General features: G+C 73.7%; 12 protein-coding genes. 4 read left to right on the forward strand and 8 right to left on the reverse strand.

Going from position 1 to position 13,958, the window contains the following annotated elements:
* Position 1 precedes the first annotated feature (1 nt).
* The gene (locus AB0F71_RS21010; protein ID WP_360236665.1) at positions 2-769 is read right to left on the reverse strand and encodes a hypothetical protein; all 768 of its coding nucleotides are present in this window, start codon (positions 767-769) and stop codon (positions 2-4) included.
* 451 nt (positions 770-1,220) lie between these two features.
* Here AB0F71_RS21010 and AB0F71_RS21015 point away from each other — a divergent pair, with 451 nt between their 5' ends.
* Positions 1,221-2,207, forward strand: coding sequence for a hypothetical protein (locus AB0F71_RS21015; RefSeq protein WP_360236489.1), 987 nt, complete (start codon positions 1,221-1,223; stop codon positions 2,205-2,207).
* A gap of 151 nt (positions 2,208-2,358) precedes the next feature.
* On the opposite strand, the gene AB0F71_RS21020 is transcribed toward AB0F71_RS21015, so the two are convergent.
* The 4 genes from AB0F71_RS21020 to AB0F71_RS21035 form a co-directional block, all read right to left on the reverse strand.
* The gene (locus AB0F71_RS21020) at positions 2,359-3,165 is read right to left on the reverse strand and encodes an alpha/beta fold hydrolase (protein ID WP_360236492.1); all 807 of its coding nucleotides are present in this window, start codon (positions 3,163-3,165) and stop codon (positions 2,359-2,361) included.
* Positions 3,162-4,037: an AfsR/SARP family transcriptional regulator gene (locus AB0F71_RS21025; RefSeq protein ID WP_360236495.1), complete on the reverse strand. Its 876-nt coding sequence runs from the start codon at positions 4,035-4,037 to the stop codon at positions 3,162-3,164. Before AB0F71_RS21025 ends, AB0F71_RS21020 begins: the two co-directional genes overlap by 4 nt.
* Before the next feature lie 110 nt (positions 4,038-4,147).
* Positions 4,148-5,326, reverse strand: coding sequence for an alpha/beta hydrolase (locus AB0F71_RS21030; RefSeq protein WP_360236498.1), 1,179 nt, complete (start codon positions 5,324-5,326; stop codon positions 4,148-4,150).
* Positions 5,323-6,174 carry a 2-oxo acid dehydrogenase subunit E2 gene (locus AB0F71_RS21035; RefSeq protein WP_360236501.1) on the reverse strand — a complete coding sequence of 284 codons (852 nt, stop codon included), beginning with the start codon at positions 6,172-6,174 and terminating at the stop codon, positions 5,323-5,325. Before AB0F71_RS21035 ends, AB0F71_RS21030 begins: the two co-directional genes overlap by 4 nt.
* A gap of 368 nt (positions 6,175-6,542) precedes the next feature.
* Between AB0F71_RS21035 and AB0F71_RS21040 the strand changes: the two genes are divergently transcribed.
* The 3 genes from AB0F71_RS21040 (at position 6,543) to AB0F71_RS21050 (ending at position 10,477) form a co-directional block, all read left to right on the forward strand.
* Positions 6,543-8,288: an AAA family ATPase gene (locus AB0F71_RS21040; RefSeq protein WP_360236504.1), complete on the forward strand. Its 1,746-nt coding sequence runs from the start codon at positions 6,543-6,545 to the stop codon at positions 8,286-8,288.
* Positions 8,289-8,554: 266 nt separating this feature from the next.
* Positions 8,555-9,337, forward strand: coding sequence for a BTAD domain-containing putative transcriptional regulator (locus AB0F71_RS21045; protein ID WP_360236507.1), 783 nt, complete (start codon positions 8,555-8,557; stop codon positions 9,335-9,337).
* A gap of 147 nt (positions 9,338-9,484) precedes the next feature.
* Positions 9,485-10,477, forward strand: a complete 993-nt coding sequence (locus AB0F71_RS21050; protein WP_360236510.1) for an aldo/keto reductase — start codon at positions 9,485-9,487, stop codon at positions 10,475-10,477.
* 135 nt (positions 10,478-10,612) lie between these two features.
* Here the strand turns inward: AB0F71_RS21050 and AB0F71_RS21055 are convergent, their stop codons facing one another.
* The 3 genes from AB0F71_RS21055 to AB0F71_RS21065 form a co-directional block, all read right to left on the reverse strand.
* Positions 10,613-12,067: a DHA2 family efflux MFS transporter permease subunit gene (locus AB0F71_RS21055; protein WP_360236513.1), complete on the reverse strand. Its 1,455-nt coding sequence runs from the start codon at positions 12,065-12,067 to the stop codon at positions 10,613-10,615.
* A 327-nt stretch (positions 12,068-12,394) separates the two neighbouring features.
* A complete protein-coding gene (locus AB0F71_RS21060) occupies positions 12,395-12,619 on the reverse strand; it encodes a ferredoxin (RefSeq protein WP_360236516.1) in 225 nt (74 codons plus the stop codon).
* Positions 12,616-13,815, reverse strand: coding sequence for a cytochrome P450 (locus tag AB0F71_RS21065; RefSeq protein ID WP_360236519.1), 1,200 nt, complete (start codon positions 13,813-13,815; stop codon positions 12,616-12,618). Before AB0F71_RS21065 ends, AB0F71_RS21060 begins: the two co-directional genes overlap by 4 nt.
* Between the last annotated feature and the right edge of the window lie 143 nt (positions 13,816-13,958).

Raw genomic sequence — 13,958 nt, forward strand, 5'->3', positions numbered from 1 at the left:
CCTACTCCGGTGGGGCACAGGGCAGCGGGTGCGGGGGTGCCCCCGACTCCTGGTCCAGCCGCGGATAGCCGATCTCGGAGATGTCCTGGGCCAGGTCTGCCAAGCTGACCTCAGGGTTCAGCGACGAGACGAGTTCCTGGTTCAGCGGCTGCAAGGCATGAACCCGGCTCACCGCTGCCAGGTCGATGGACACCTCGTAGTAGTCCTCGGCGAAACGCTGGAACGCTTCCGGAGAACGGTCGACCAGGAGGCTGAACAGGCTCGTCGCGCCGTCAGGATCGACGGCGCCCTCGGGGAAGTCGATCGTCCCGTGGTGCCACCGCTCGTCCGTCGGCCCCCGCCACAGGCAGGCCGTCACCAATGGCACACCGTCCTGATCGGTGAACGCCGGCTCCTCGACGAAGGGCTTGAAGACCTCGGGGACCTCGTCGACCACTCCCGGCCAGGGCTCGCCATCGTTGCCGAAGGGGCTCATCGGCGATTCGTGATCGAAGCCGCGCACATAGGCCCCGGCCGCCGAGAACACGATCGAGTACTCGTCTCCCGACCCGTTGCGCATCGACGCCATCTCCTCGCCGTCGGCCCAACCGGCGTTGAAGGAGTGGTACCGGTCCTCCCAGTCGGGGCTCAGGATCGCATCGAGCATCGCCAGTGAACGGCACAGGTCCCGCAGGTCGGCGATGGCGGGGAGCCGGCGGGCTACGTCATGGACAGTCACCTGCTCATCCAACCCGATGCCACCGACACCCAGGCCCGCGAGGGGTGTCATGACCGCCAGTTCCACCAGGCGTGGCCAGGTTCCAACCGTCGTGTCTCGGCTAAGCGGCTCGCCCGGCCCCGGGACCACCGCTCCAAACTACGGCTCGCATTCGCAATCCATCGATCGGGGTCACACTTCCTGCCTCCGGCTGCGATGCGAGCCCCGATGCTGCGGCCGGTCCGAGAGGAAACACCCATGTGCCGCTGCGCGTTGGCCCGAGTCGGGGCCACGGTGGGAGCCGGAGTGGGAAGTCGGCGGGGCTGACTTCCCACTCCGGCAGTGCGCGATGCGCGGGACGGCATCGGGCCGTTCGGCGTTCCTGGCGGGTCAGGGCTTCGGGCCGGCGACCGGCCGCGTCCACAGTCCGCTGCTGCGGCGAGGATCCCGGGGAGCTGTGGCTGACGGTGGTGGCGGCTAGGGTCCGCTCGTCTGTCTCCTACTCTGCTGAAGGACGGTCTCAATGGCCCGTACCACGCCGCCGCGCCGCGTGAACATCGCAGCGGTCTTCCCGGAACTGGCGCGACTGGCGCGGCAAACGGTACGCCTGCACCCTCGTCTGGGCGCGCCGTCTGCCCACGAAAGTTCGGTCGGTGGCCCGCTGCTGTGGCCAGCCGGTGAGCCGTGGCCGGTCTGTGAGGGCCCGCACCCGGAGGTCGACCCGCCGGTGTCGCTGACGGACGTCCGGCGTCGTCGCGAGCTTCACAGGGCGGTCTGGGCGGGCGGGAGCCCTACCGCGCAGGAGCAGGCGGCGCTCGATGCGACGTACGTGGGGCATCCGTGGAGCGAGGAGCCGAATGCCCTGCTGCCGGTGGCTCAGCTCTACGCGCGAGACATCCCCGGGTTGCCGTGCCCCGCGGGTTCGGACCTGCTGCAGGTGCTGTGGTGTCCGCTGGAGCACGATCCGAGCTGGATGCCGGCTGCCCGGGTGGTGTGGCGCGCCTCTGCCGCGGTGGGCGCACTGGCGGCCGAACCGCCGCAGCCCGCGGACGTGTCGAGGCACGGCGACTACCTGCCCGAGCCGTGCGTGCTGCACCCCGAGGTGGTGACCGAGTACCCGGCTCTGCTGGAGCTGGAACCGGACCTCGCGGAGCGTATCGCGGATTGGTGCGAACAGGAGTTCACCGGCACTGACCCGAGGTACCTGTACGAAGAGGAGTTCCGGGCCTACTACCAGTACGAGCTGTCCGTCGCCCCGGGGTGGAAGGTGGGCGGCTGGGGCCCATGGAGTTTCCGCGATCCGTGGGTCATGCGGTGCACGACCTGCGAGTGCGTCATGAGGCCTCTGCTGACGATCAGTTCAGGTGCTCTGGACGGCAGCGGCTGGGATCCCGTCGAGGACCGGCACGCCGAGGAGGACATCGGCATCATGATCGGACGAAGCTACGACATGCAGCTCTACTACTGCCCCGCCTCTTTCGAGCACCCGCACCTGGAAGTCATGCAGTAGACAGCTGGCGCGTTGCACGGGGGTTGTGGCGCTCCTCCGCAGGAGGCGCCCGTAGGCCGGGGCCACCGTGGGAGCCGGAGTGGGAAGTCGGCGGGGGCGACTTCCCACTCCGGGGGTGTGCGGGGTGCCCTGGGCGGGTGTTGTGGGGTGGTCAGCGGCGGGCTGTGGCGAGGTGGGCGTCGAGCAGGGCGAGCAGTTCCTGCTGGCGTCCGTCGAGGTAGAAGTGGCCGCCGCGGTGGATGCTGAGCTCGAAGCCGGCCGTGGTGTGGCGCTGCCAGGCGGCGGCCTCGGCGGGGGTGACCCAGGGGTCGGCGTCGCCGATCAGGGCGAGGAGCGGCGTTCCCACGGTGACCTCCGGGCCGGCGAAGTAGCCGCCCACGGCGGTCAGGTCGGCGCGGACGGCCGGCAGGATCATCTGCAGGGCCTCCTCGTCCGCGAGCAGCCGCGGGTCGGTGCCGCTGAGGTCCCGCAGGTGGGCGGTGAGGGAGCGGTCGTCGGTGAGGTGGGCGTACTCGCCGTCGCGCCGGGTGGAGGGGGCGCGCCGGCCGGAGACGGTGAGCAACTCCGGGGCGCGGCCGTCGCGTTCCAGTCGACGGGTGAGTTCGAAGGCGAGCAGGGCGCCCATGCTGTGGCCGAACAGGGCGTAGCGGCCGTCGCCCACCGCGGCCCGGACGGCGGGCGCGGCCAGCTCGGCGAGCCGGGTGAGGTCCGCGACGGCGGGCTCCCGGTAGCGGTCCTGGCGGCCCGGGTACTGCAGGGCCAGCACTTCGACGTCCGGCCCGGCTGCGGCGGCCCAGGGCCGGAAGACCGAGGCCGAGCCGCCGGCGTGCGGCAGGCAGAGCAGGCGCAACGGCGGGTCGGCCGAGCCGGCCGGGTCGGGGTTGCGAGGCGCCCCGGGGGCGGCGAACCGGCGTACCCACAGGGAGCTGTCGACGGACGTGGCGCTCGCGGTGCTCATGCCGCCGCCTGCCGCTCGATCCGGTCCGAACGCTCGGCCCGGTCCGGCCGCTCCGCGCGCTCCGACCGGTCGGCCGGCTCGGCGGGCCCGGAGCGCTCGCCCCACTGCGGGCGGAGCAGGTCGAGCCGCCGGTCGGACAGCAGGATCGCCCGCTGCACCTCGCGCAGCGCCCGCCCGGGCTCGATGCCGAGTTCGGCGGTGATGGTGCGGTGCGCCGCGCGGTACACCCGCAGGGCGTCGGCCTGCCGCTCCGAGCGGTAGAGGGCGATCATCAGCTGCCGGTGGAAGGCCTCGTGCAGCGGGTGCTCGGCGACCAGCGAGTAGAGCCTGCCGATGAGTTCGCGGTGGCGCCCGGTGGCCAGGCCGGTCTCGACGTGCATGCCGAGGCACTCCAGCCGGGCCTCCTCGGCCCAGGTGGTGAAGCCCTCCAGGATCGGCCCGGAGCGCAGGTCGCCGAGCGCGGGGCCGCGCCACAGGGCGAGGGCCTCCTCGAAGGCGGCGGCGGCCTGCTCGGTGCGGCCGTCCCGGGCGGCGGCCCGTCCGGTCTGCATCAGTTGCTGGAACTCGTCGGAGTCCAGCCGGTCCTCCGGGCCGAGGCGCAGTACGTACCCGGGGGACTGGGTGACGATGGCGCTCTCCGGCCGGCCGTCCGCGAGCAGCTTGCGCAGCCGCGAGATGTAGACGTGGATCGCCGCCAGATGGCGTCGTGGCGGGGCGTCGCCCCAGATCTCGAAGCCGAGCTGCGGGACGGGCACCACCTCGTTGGCGCGGACCAGCAGGGTCGCCAGCAGCACCTCCATGTTCCGGGCCTTGACGGCCGAGGTGCCGCGCTCCGTGGTGACGCGCAGGCTTCCGAGCAACTGGTATCTCACAGTGGGCCTCCTGAGGGCGGGTCGTCCGGCTCAGGGTGTCCCACGGGGGGCCGTCCGCGCATCAGCGGAACTACGTACGGACGGCCCCGGTGCCGCGGCTCCGCTCCGCTCTACCGCCGGTCCAGCGCGCGCAGTTCGGCGCCGAGGGCGAGTCGGCGGTCCAGCGGGCCGCCGCTCATCCGCAGCACCGTGAGCAGCGTCCACAGCCGGGTCTGCGGGAAGAACCGGGGCGAGCCGTGCACGTCGTCGTGCACCCGCAGGCGCAGGCTGCGCAGCGAGCGCCGCAGCCGGTCGGTGTCGGAGGGCGGGATGATCTCGTCCCGGGCGCTGGCGACCAGGCCGACCGGTACGTCGACTTTGCTCAGCCGGTCCGGGTCCAGGGCGAGCGGGGCGAGGGCGTCGAACACCGAGCCGGCGTCGGTGCGGGCGAGGTGGGCGAGGGTGTCCACGGTGACCCGGGGAACGGTGGCGTGCCACGCCCGGTCGGTGAAGAAGTCGTGCACCGGCAGGCCGGCGCCGACCACCCCGCGGATGCGCGGATCGGTGAGCGCGGCGTGCAGCGCCAGGTTGCCGCTGAAACTGAGCGCCAGCGCGTACGTCCGCGCGGTGTCGGCGCGGTCGGCGACGGCGTCCAGGACGGCGGGCAGCAGTGCGGGCGCCGTCAGGTCGTACGGCAGCGGGTTCTCGCCGACGCCGGGCATCTCGGTGACCACCCCGGCCAGGCCGAACTCGGCCAGCTGGAGCAGGACCGGCGCCCACTGCTCCTTGAGGCTGATGATCCCGCCGGACATCAGCAGCAGCGGCTTCGGCCGCTCCGCCGACGGCCCGCCCGCCGACAGCCGTTCCGCCGTCAGCCCGCCCGCCGTCAGCCCGCCCGCCGACGGCCCGCCCGCCGACGGCCCGCCCGCCGTCAGCCCGCCCGCCCAGGCGGCGACCGGGCCGGCCGCGGTGGGCACCTCGATCCGTTCGATGCCGGGGAAGTCGGCGGCCCAGCGGGCGAACACGTCCCGGGCGCGCTGCTCGGCCTCGCGCCGGGCCGAGCCGGACGGGTAGGGGAAGCGGGCCATCGTGTAGTAGCGGCCGGCCTCCAGCAGCCGGCCCTCGCGTTCCAGCCGGTCGCCCGCCTCGGTCCAGCGGCGCACCCAGGAGCCGGGGCCGCCGTCGCCGTCGTCCACGACACCGTCCAGCACCGCGCCGTACTGGGCGGGGGTGATGCCCTGGGAGGTCGCCTGGGCGACCACGAACTGCTTGAGTTCGGCGAGGTCGTTCGCCGGGGCACGGCCGGTCATGCCGTCGCCTCCGATCGGACGGGGGCGGGCGCTCCGGCCGCCGCACCGGCGGTCGTTCCGTCCTCCCCGGGAGCGGGCCACTCCTCCAGCGCGGCCCGGATCTCGGTCAGGACGTCCGCCGCCTCCGCGCCGTCGATGACCCGGTGGTCGAAGGCCAGGCTGAGCCGGAACACCGGCGCGGCGACGATCGCGCCGTCCCGGACCACCGGCCGTTCGACGATCCGGCCGACGCCCAGGGTGACGGTCGTGCCGCCCACGGAGTGGAAGCCGTCGACCGGTCGGTGGCCGAGCGAGGTGACCGCGAAGGTGCCGGTGATCAGCGGGCGCAGCCGCAGGTCGCGGGCTGCGCGGGCGAACCGCAGCCGGCCGCGCAGCCAGGACAGCCGGTGCAGGGCCCGGATGCCGGCGAACTCGGGCAGCTCGGCCGGGTCGCCGTCCAGTACCCGGTCGAGCCGGCGCTGCACCTCGGCGAGGCCGGCGGTGTGCGGCTCGGGGACGACGGTGGACAGCACCACCCGGGTGCCGCCCAGGGTGCGGTCCAGGGTGACCTTGCCGGACACCGTCGGGAAGGTGGCCACCCGGGGGCGCGGGCCGCCCCGGTAGGCGGAGTTGGCCTCCGGGTGGCGGGCCAGCACCCCGCCCGCCGCCACCAGCAGGTAGCCGACCACCGAGCGGCGCTGTCCGGCCGCGCGGGCCGCGGCCCGGTCGGCGAGCAGCCGGGTGGCGTCCACTTCGGTGTCCAGGAAGACCGGGGAGAAGTCCCGGATCGCCTCCAGGAAGTACAGGGTGTGCCGCCGCTCGCGCGGCGGCGGTGCGAGCCGCGGATCGGCTCCGCTCGGACTGGTCATGACGGGCCCCTCGGGTCGGATCGGTCCGGTCGGTCGGTGGTCACGGGTCGGACCGGTGGTCACGGGTCGGTCGGTGGTCACGGGTCGGACCGGTGGAGGGGTCGAGCCTGGCGCACGGGGCCAAACAGGCTCTGAACGGAGTCGTCCCCGGGTTCGTGAAATCCTTGTTACGTCCGGCCAGTTGATCGGTAGTCGAAGCTACGATCGGCCGAGGTTGGGGGGATCCGCCAGTTCCGCCCGCCACGGGGGAGGGGGAAGGGACAGCAACCGTGATCGCAGTCCGGCAGACCCGAGACATCCGAGAAACCCGAGACGCCAGAGAAGCCCAGGACGCCAGAGACGATCGAGAAACCCGGGAAACCCGCGTCGTGACCCGTGACCGTGCCCGCACGGACACCGTCAGACGCGCCGAACTGAGCCAACTCCAGTCCGTCCTCGACGAAGTGACCAACGGCCGCCAGCAGGTGGTGGAGCTCGCCGGAGACCCGGGCAGCGGCAAGTCCCGCCTGCTCACCGCGCTCGCCGAGGAGGCCGCCGCCCGCGGCTTCACCGTGCTGCGCGCGCTGGCCGACCCGGCCGAGCAGGGCATGGCCGGCAGCCTGTTCGTGCAGGTCCTGCGCGCCTGGATCGGCCTCGCCGACCGGGCCGGGCTGCGCGACGAACTGCTCGCGGTGATCCGCCGGATCGCCGGGTCCGTGGGTGATCCGGCGAGCGGCTGCCCGGTCCCCGAGCGCCTCTGCGCCCTGCTCGAACAGCACACCTGCCGGGGCCTGTTGATCGTCCTGGACGACGTCCACGCGGCCGACCCCGGCTCGCTCGCGCTGCTCGACCGGCTGATCCGCTGGCCGGTGCGCGCCCCGCTCGCGCTGGTGGTCGCCCACCGGCCCCGGCAGGCCCCGCAGGGGCTGCTCGCCACCCTGGCCCGCGGCAGCCAGCTCGGCACCACCCGGCGGATCGAGCTCGGCCGGCTCGACCTGGCCCGGGCCGCCGAACTGCTCGACCTGCCCGCCACCGACCCCCGGATGCGTGCCCTGCACCGGGACGCGCACGGGAACCCGCTCTACCTGCTGGCCCTCGCCCGGGTCTGCCCCGGCCGGCTCTCCGGCCGTCCCGAGGGCTCGCTCGCGGACCTGCGGGGCCTGCCGCCGGACGCCGCCCTGCCGGACCGGCTGGTCCGGCACCTGGTGACCGAGCTCGCCGTCCTCGGCCCGCGCCAGCGGCTCGTCCTCGCGGCCGCCTCGGTGCTCGGCACCGAACTGGACCCGCACGGGGTCGCCGCGGTCGCCGGCACGACCCAGGACGAGGCCTGCCGGATCCTCGACGAACTGCGCCGGCTCGACCTGCTGCGACCGCTCCCCGGCAGCCCGCACAGCGGCTTCCGGCACCCGCTGGTGCGGTGGCTGGTCTACGACGGCGCCGACAGCTGCTGGCGCGCCGACGCCCACCGCCGGGCCATCGAGGTCCTCGCGGCCCGGGGCGCCCCTGCCGACCGGCTCGCCCCGCACATCGAACGGGCCACCCCCGGGCAGGACCCGCAGGACGCGGCCGTGCTCACCGCGGCCGCCCGGACGGCGCTGCGCACCGGGGACACCGAGCTGGCCGGGCACTGGCTGGGCGCCGCCCTCACCGCGCTCGGCCGCCGGGGCCCGGCCGACGACCGGGTGGCCCGTCAACTGCTGGCCGCGGCGGACGAGGTGGCGGCCCGCACCGGATCGCGCGCCCTGCTCACCGAGGCCACCGTGCGGCTGGGTGGCGAGGACCGCCCCGACGGGGCCGCGGCCGGCCGCCCGCCGGGCGCGAAGCCGCGGGGCCGGGGTGACTCCGCCCGGGCCCGTCCCACCCGCGCGTCGGCCGCCGCCCAGCCGCCCGCGCCCGGCGCGCCGACCGGGGCCGGTCCGTACGGCGGACCGACCCTGGACCTGCTCACCGGGCGGGAACGGGAGATCGCCGAGCTCGCCGGCACCGGCCTGCGCAGCCGCGAGATCGCCGACCGGCTCGGGCTGAGCGCCCGTACCGTCGAGGTGCACATCGCCCGTACCTACCGGAAGTTGGGCATCGGCTCCCGCGCCGCGCTGGTCCGGCTGGTGGTCGAGGAGCACCGCCGGGCGTCGTGACCGGGGCCGGTCCGGTTCGGCCCGGGGGTCGGACACCGGCCGGGACCCGGCCCGGACCCGGCCCAGCCCGGCCCGCCTCAGGGCGGTCCCGCAACCGCACCGGAAGCCGTCCTGCGGAACGGCCGCGCGGCGGGAATAGCCGTCCGCCGAGGACTGTTGAGGCGCTGGACGGCTGCCGACGGCCGCCGACGACCGCGGTGCGCCGGCCTGTGCGCCCGTGTGCGCGGCGGGGAGGGCGGCAGGGTGAGCGCGGAGGAGGAGCACCGGTGAGGTACGAGGTACTCGGCCCGCTCAGGGTCAGCGACGCGGACGGCCAGGTCGTGATCACGTCCCGCAAGACCGAGACGGTGCTGGCCGTCCTGCTCGCCCGGATGGGCCAGGTGGTCTCGGTGGACGACCTGGTGAGTGAGCTGTGGCCCGCCGGTCGGCCGCAGCGCGCCCGGGACGCCGTCTACGTGTACGTCTCGCAGCTGCGCAAGCTGCTGACCCGCCCCGGCGAGCCCGATCCGGTCATCACCCGGGCGCCCGGCTACGTCCTGTGGACGCCGCCGCGGGCCGTCGACTTCCAGGCCCTCCAGGAGCAACTGCCGACCGCCCGGGCGATGATGCGGGAGCGGCGGTACGAGGAGGCCTGCGAGCTGCTGGAGGAGATCGTCGCCCTGTGGCGCGGCCCGGTGCTGGCCGGGCTGCAGGCCGGCCCGGTGGTCAACACGTTCGCGGCCTGGCTCCAGGAGCTCCAGCTGGAGTGCAGCGAACTGCTGGTGGAGTCCAAGCTGATGCTCTCCCGGGACCGCGAGGTGGTCTCCCAGCTGCGCTGCCTGATCCGCGAGCACCCGTTGCAGGAGAGCTTCTACGCCCAGCTGATGCTGGCCCTGTGGCGCTCCGGCCGGCAGGCCGAGGCGCTGGGCGTCTACCACTCCGCGCGCGACACGCTCAACCGGGAACTCGGCCTGGAGCCGGGCTGCTGGCTGCGCAACCTGCAGCGCACCATCCTGGAGGTACGCGGCGAGGGCCCCGCCCGGCGGACGCCCGCGGCCGTACGGGCCTGACGGCGCTCCGCCACCGACGCCGCCGCGCCACCGATCTCGCTCCGCCGCCACCGCCGCCGCTCCGCGACCGTTTGGGTGCGGTTTAGGCCCCTTCGGCACCCTTGGGGAGGCAGTACCGGAACCCCGAGCGATGACGGAGCGATTCGAGTGAACGATGTCCCCACCCGCCGCCTGGGCGGTCTGGAAGTCGGTGCCCAGGGGCTCGGCGCCCTCGGCCTGAGCGAGTTCTACGGCCCGACCGACCCCGAACAGGCCGTCGCCACCATTCGTCGGGCGCTCGACCTGGGAGTCACCCTGATCGACACCGCCGACGTCTACGGGCACGGCCTGAGCGAGGAGTTGGTCGGCCGGGCGGTGGCCGGCCGGCGCGACGAGGCGGTGGTGGCCACCAAGTTCGGGGTGCTGCGCACCGGCGACGGGATCGGGCAGGCGGTGCGCGGCGACGCCGCCTACGTGCGGGAGGCCGCCGACGCCTCGCTCAAGCGGCTCGGGCTGGACCACATCGACCTCCTCTACCCGGCCCGGGTCGACCCCTCGGTGCCGATCGAGGAGACGGTCGGCGCGCTGGCCGAGCTCGTCCGGGCCGGGAAGGTCCGGTACATCGGGCTCTCCGAGGCCGCCCCGGCGACCATCCGCCGGGCCCACGCCGTGCACCCGCTGGCCGCCGTGCAGACCGAGTGGTCGCTGTTCTCCCGCGAGCTGGAAAGCGAAGTCGTGCCGCTGGCCCGCGAGTTGGGCATCGGCATCGTGCCGAACGCGCCGCTCGGCCGGGGCCTGCTCACCGGGCGCTACCGGGCCACCGAGGTGTTCGGGCCGACCGACTTCCGGACCGTCGCCCAGCCGAGGTTCACTCCGGAGAACTTCCCGGGCAATCTCGCGCTGGTCGACCGGCTGGAGCCGCTCTCCATCGAACTCGGCGTCTCCGTCGGCCAGTTGGCGCTGGCCTGGGTGCACCACCGGGGCGAGGACGTGGTCCCGATCCCGGGTACCCGGCGGATCGACCACCTGGAGGAGAACCTCGCCGCCGCGACGCTGGCCCTCGGTGCCGAGGAACTGGCGGCGATCGAGGCCGCGGTGCCCGCCGAGCAGGTCGCCGGTGACCGGCTCACCGAGTTCAGCCGGCAGTTCGTCGACCGCTGATCGGCGGCCGACCGTACGCACGGCACGCACGGCACGCACCGCACCCGCTCCGCACCCGCACCGTACGAACTGCACCCGCACCGCACGCACCGGACGGACCCTCGGGCCCGTCCGGTGCGCGCTGCTGTCCGCCGGTCAGGAGGTCACCGGCTCACCGCTGTCCTGCGGGCTGACCTCCTCCAGCACCGGTTCGGCCGCGAAGGCCTTGGGCCGGCCCGGGAGGAGCAGGCCGACGGCCACGATGACCGCGGTCATCGCCAGCTCCCACCAGAAGGCGGAGGAGTACGCGTCCCGGACCGAGTGGCCGTCGGCGACCCCGCGCTGGACCAGCAGCGCGACCAGGGCCACGCCGAAGGAGCCGCCGACCTGGTTCAGCGACAGCATGGTGCTGGTCGCCCCCGAGGTCTTCTCCAGCGGCACGGTCCGGTAGAGCGAGGCGAGCGTGGGCGCACCGACGCAGCCGAGGCCGAGGCCCGAGACCAGCGCGTAGAGGCCGAGCACCAGTTGGCTGGTGGCCCCGTCGGACAGCGCGTTGCCCAGGGTGCCGAGCACCACCAGCGCGGCGCCGACCGGCACCAGCAGGTTGGCGCCGAGCCTGTCGCTGAGCCGCCCGGCCAGCGGCATCCCGAGGAAGGTGCCGACCCCGAAGGGCGCCAGCAGCAGCCCACTGGCCATCAGGCTCTGCCCGTGCACCTGCTGCTGGTACAGCGGCAGCAGCACGTACAGCGAGAACACCGCCGCGCCGGTGAGCGCCATCGCGACCACCGCGGCCGTGAAGCCCTTGTTGGCGAGCAGGCGCACGTCGATCAGCGGGGTGCGGCGGGTGGTGAGCGCGTGCACCACGAAGCCGGCCACCAGCGCCACCCCGATGAGCAGCGACACCAGCACGGTGGGGGAGCCGAAGCCCTTGTGGGCGGTCTGCGACAGCCCGTACACCAGGACGGCGAAGCCGGGGCTCAGCAGCACGGTGCCGAGCACGTCGAAGGTCGCGCGCTCGCCCTCGGCGGGGGCGTCGGCGGGCACCACCTTGAACGAGAACACCAGCGCCGCCAGCACGATCGGCACGTTCACCAGGAACAGCCAACTCCAGTGCAGGTTGTCCGCGATGACCCCGCCGAGGATCGGGCCGATCACCGGGCCGAGGGTCATCGGCAGCGCCAGCAGGCCCATCACCCGGCCGAGCCGGGCCGGGCCGGCGGCGCGGGCGGTGAGCGTCATCATGACCGGCTCGATGATGCCGGCCGCCACGCCCTGGAGGATGCGGAAGGTCACCAGCGCGCCGATGTTCCAGGACAGCGCCGAGGCGACGGCCGTCACGGTGTAGAGCACCAGGCCGAACAGCCAGACCTTCTTGCCGCCGAAGTGGTCCACCGCCCAGCCGGTCACCGGGATGGTCGCGGCCACCGCCAGCAGGTAGCCGGTGATGACCCATTCGGCGGTGGTGAGCGTGGTGTGGAAGTTGTCGGCCAGCGGGCTCAGTCCGACGCCGACGATGGTCGCGTTCAGCGTCGCGGTGACCGATGCGAGCGCCATGACGACGATCAGCTTGACCAGCGGACCGTCCAGCCGATTCTCGGCCGATTGCGTCATTTCAGTCCTTAGCGATAGCAGGGGAGGAGAAAACGGAGGAGGGGGCGGTCGCGAACCGCGTGGCGCCCCGTGGCCGCGGAATGCGGTGGGGGATTTCCGGCGAATCCGGAGAAGGGGCGTTCCGAGAACCGGCGTGCTGAAAGAGCGTATAAACAAGTCAGGCCCGGCGGCCATCGTCCCTTAGACACCGTTAAGGCCGTCGGCCCGGAATGCGGGTCGACGGCCTTCGGCGGGGCGCCCGGCCGCCGGTCGGGCATCGGTGACCTGCGGATACGCCCCGCCGGCCGGGGGTCGGGAGGGTTCCCGGCGGCTTTAGGATCGCTCCTCTCAGGCCGGGTCCGGTCGGGCGGCCTCCACGGTCAGGGCCCGGGCCGGGCAGAGCTGGTGGGCGAGCCGGACGTCCTGCTCCCGCTCGGCCGGGGGCTCCGGCTCCAGCAGGGTCACCAGCCCGTCGTCGTCGTGCTCGAAGACGTCCGGCGCGGTCAGCACGCACAGGCCCGCGCCGATGCAGCGGTTCCGGTCGGTGGAGATCCGCACCCCGGCCGCGCTCACCAGGCCACCGGCAGACGCTCGACGCTCTGCATGGTGCCGGTGCGGCGCATCACCAGCTCCTCGGCCGGCACCGCCAGCCGCAGCCCGGGCAGCCGGCGGACCAGCGTCTCGAAGGCGATCTCCAGTTGCAGCCGGGCCAGGTTCTGCCCCAGGCACTGGTGGATGCCGTAACCGAAGGTCAGGTGCTGCCGGCTGGCCCGGGCCAGGTCGACCTCGTAGGGCTCGGCGTGCACCCGGTCGTCCCGGTTGGTCATGGTGGAGGAGACCACCAGGCCGTCCCCGGCCTTCAACACCAGGCCGTCGATCTCGATGTCGTCGGTGATCCAGCGCACCCCGGCGAAGTCCGTCACCGCGGTGATCCGCAGCAGCTCCTCGATCGCGGTGGCGGCCGGCACCACGCCGTCGCGCAGCGCCGCCAGCTGCTCCGGGTGCTCCAGCAGGGCCAGCACGCTGATCGGGATCATCGAGGAGGTGGTCTCCAGGCCCGCGATCAGCAGCACCATGGTCAGCTGCACCACCTCGTCGTGGGTCAGCTCGCCGCTCTCCACGTGGGCCACCAGCCGGCCCACCAGGTTCTCGTCCGGCTTGCGCTCCTGGGCCGTCACCAACCGGTCCAGGTAGCGGACCAGTTCGGCGGCGGAGGCCTCGGTGTGCTCCGGGTCCCGGCCCTGCATGACGCCGGCGGTGGCGGTCTGGAAGAAGGCGTGGTCCTCGTACGGGATGCCCAGCAGCGCCGACATGACGAGCGACGGGATCGGCGCCGCGAAGTGCTCCACCAGGTCGGCGGGGGAGCCGAGTTCCTCGATCCGGTCGATCAGTCCGTTGACGATCCGCTCGATGTCGGGGCGCAGCGCCCGCGCGTGCTTGAGGCTGAACTCCGGGTTGAGCAGCCGTCGGTGGTGGTGGTGGACCGGCGGGTCCTCGCCCACCAGCACCAGTTTGCGGGCGGCCGGCGCGCCCAGGTGCGGGGCCATGGTGGGGTAGGCGTCGTAGCTGCGGTCGGAGGACAGCCGCTCGTCGGCGAGCAGCCGGCGGGCCTCCGCGTAGCCGGTGATCAGCCACACCCGGCGGTCGTCCCACAGCGTGACCTGGTTGATCGGGCCCCGTGCGCTGATCTCCCGGTAGACGTCCGGTGGCTGGTAGGGGCAGGTACGGCGCACCGGGAACGACGGTGCTTCGACGGAACTGGCGGACAACGCGGCCTCCCGGTCGGATTTCCCGGAACGGTTTTCCGGGGGGAATTCTGGTTGCTCCGGCGCATGCTAGTTCCGCTCCCCGGGCGCGGGCCACGGCAGTTCCGACGGGAATCAACGGTAATTCAATGAGCGTTTGTCGCGGA

It is taken from the genome of Kitasatospora sp. NPDC028055 (genome assembly GCF_040637885.1).
Taxonomy (GTDB): Bacteria; Actinomycetota; Actinomycetes; order Streptomycetales; family Streptomycetaceae; genus Kitasatospora.

Excerpts from the sequence above, each read along its gene's own strand:
- AB0F71_RS21010 (WP_360236665.1), bottom strand. The coding sequence starts at position 769 with ATGACACCCCTCGCGGGCCTGGGTGTCGGTGGCATCGGGTTGGATGAG.
- AB0F71_RS21015 (WP_360236489.1), top strand. The coding sequence starts at position 1,221 with ATGGCCCGTACCACGCCGCCGCGCCGCGTGAACATCGCAGCGGTCTTC.
- AB0F71_RS21020 (WP_360236492.1), bottom strand. The coding sequence starts at position 3,165 with ATGAGCACCGCGAGCGCCACGTCCGTCGACAGCTCCCTGTGGGTACGC.
- AB0F71_RS21030 (WP_360236498.1), bottom strand. The coding sequence starts at position 5,326 with ATGACCGGCCGTGCCCCGGCGAACGACCTCGCCGAACTCAAGCAGTTC.
- AB0F71_RS21035 (WP_360236501.1), bottom strand. The coding sequence starts at position 6,174 with ATGACCAGTCCGAGCGGAGCCGATCCGCGGCTCGCACCGCCGCCGCGC.
- AB0F71_RS21055 (WP_360236513.1), bottom strand. The coding sequence starts at position 12,067 with ATGACGCAATCGGCCGAGAATCGGCTGGACGGTCCGCTGGTCAAGCTG.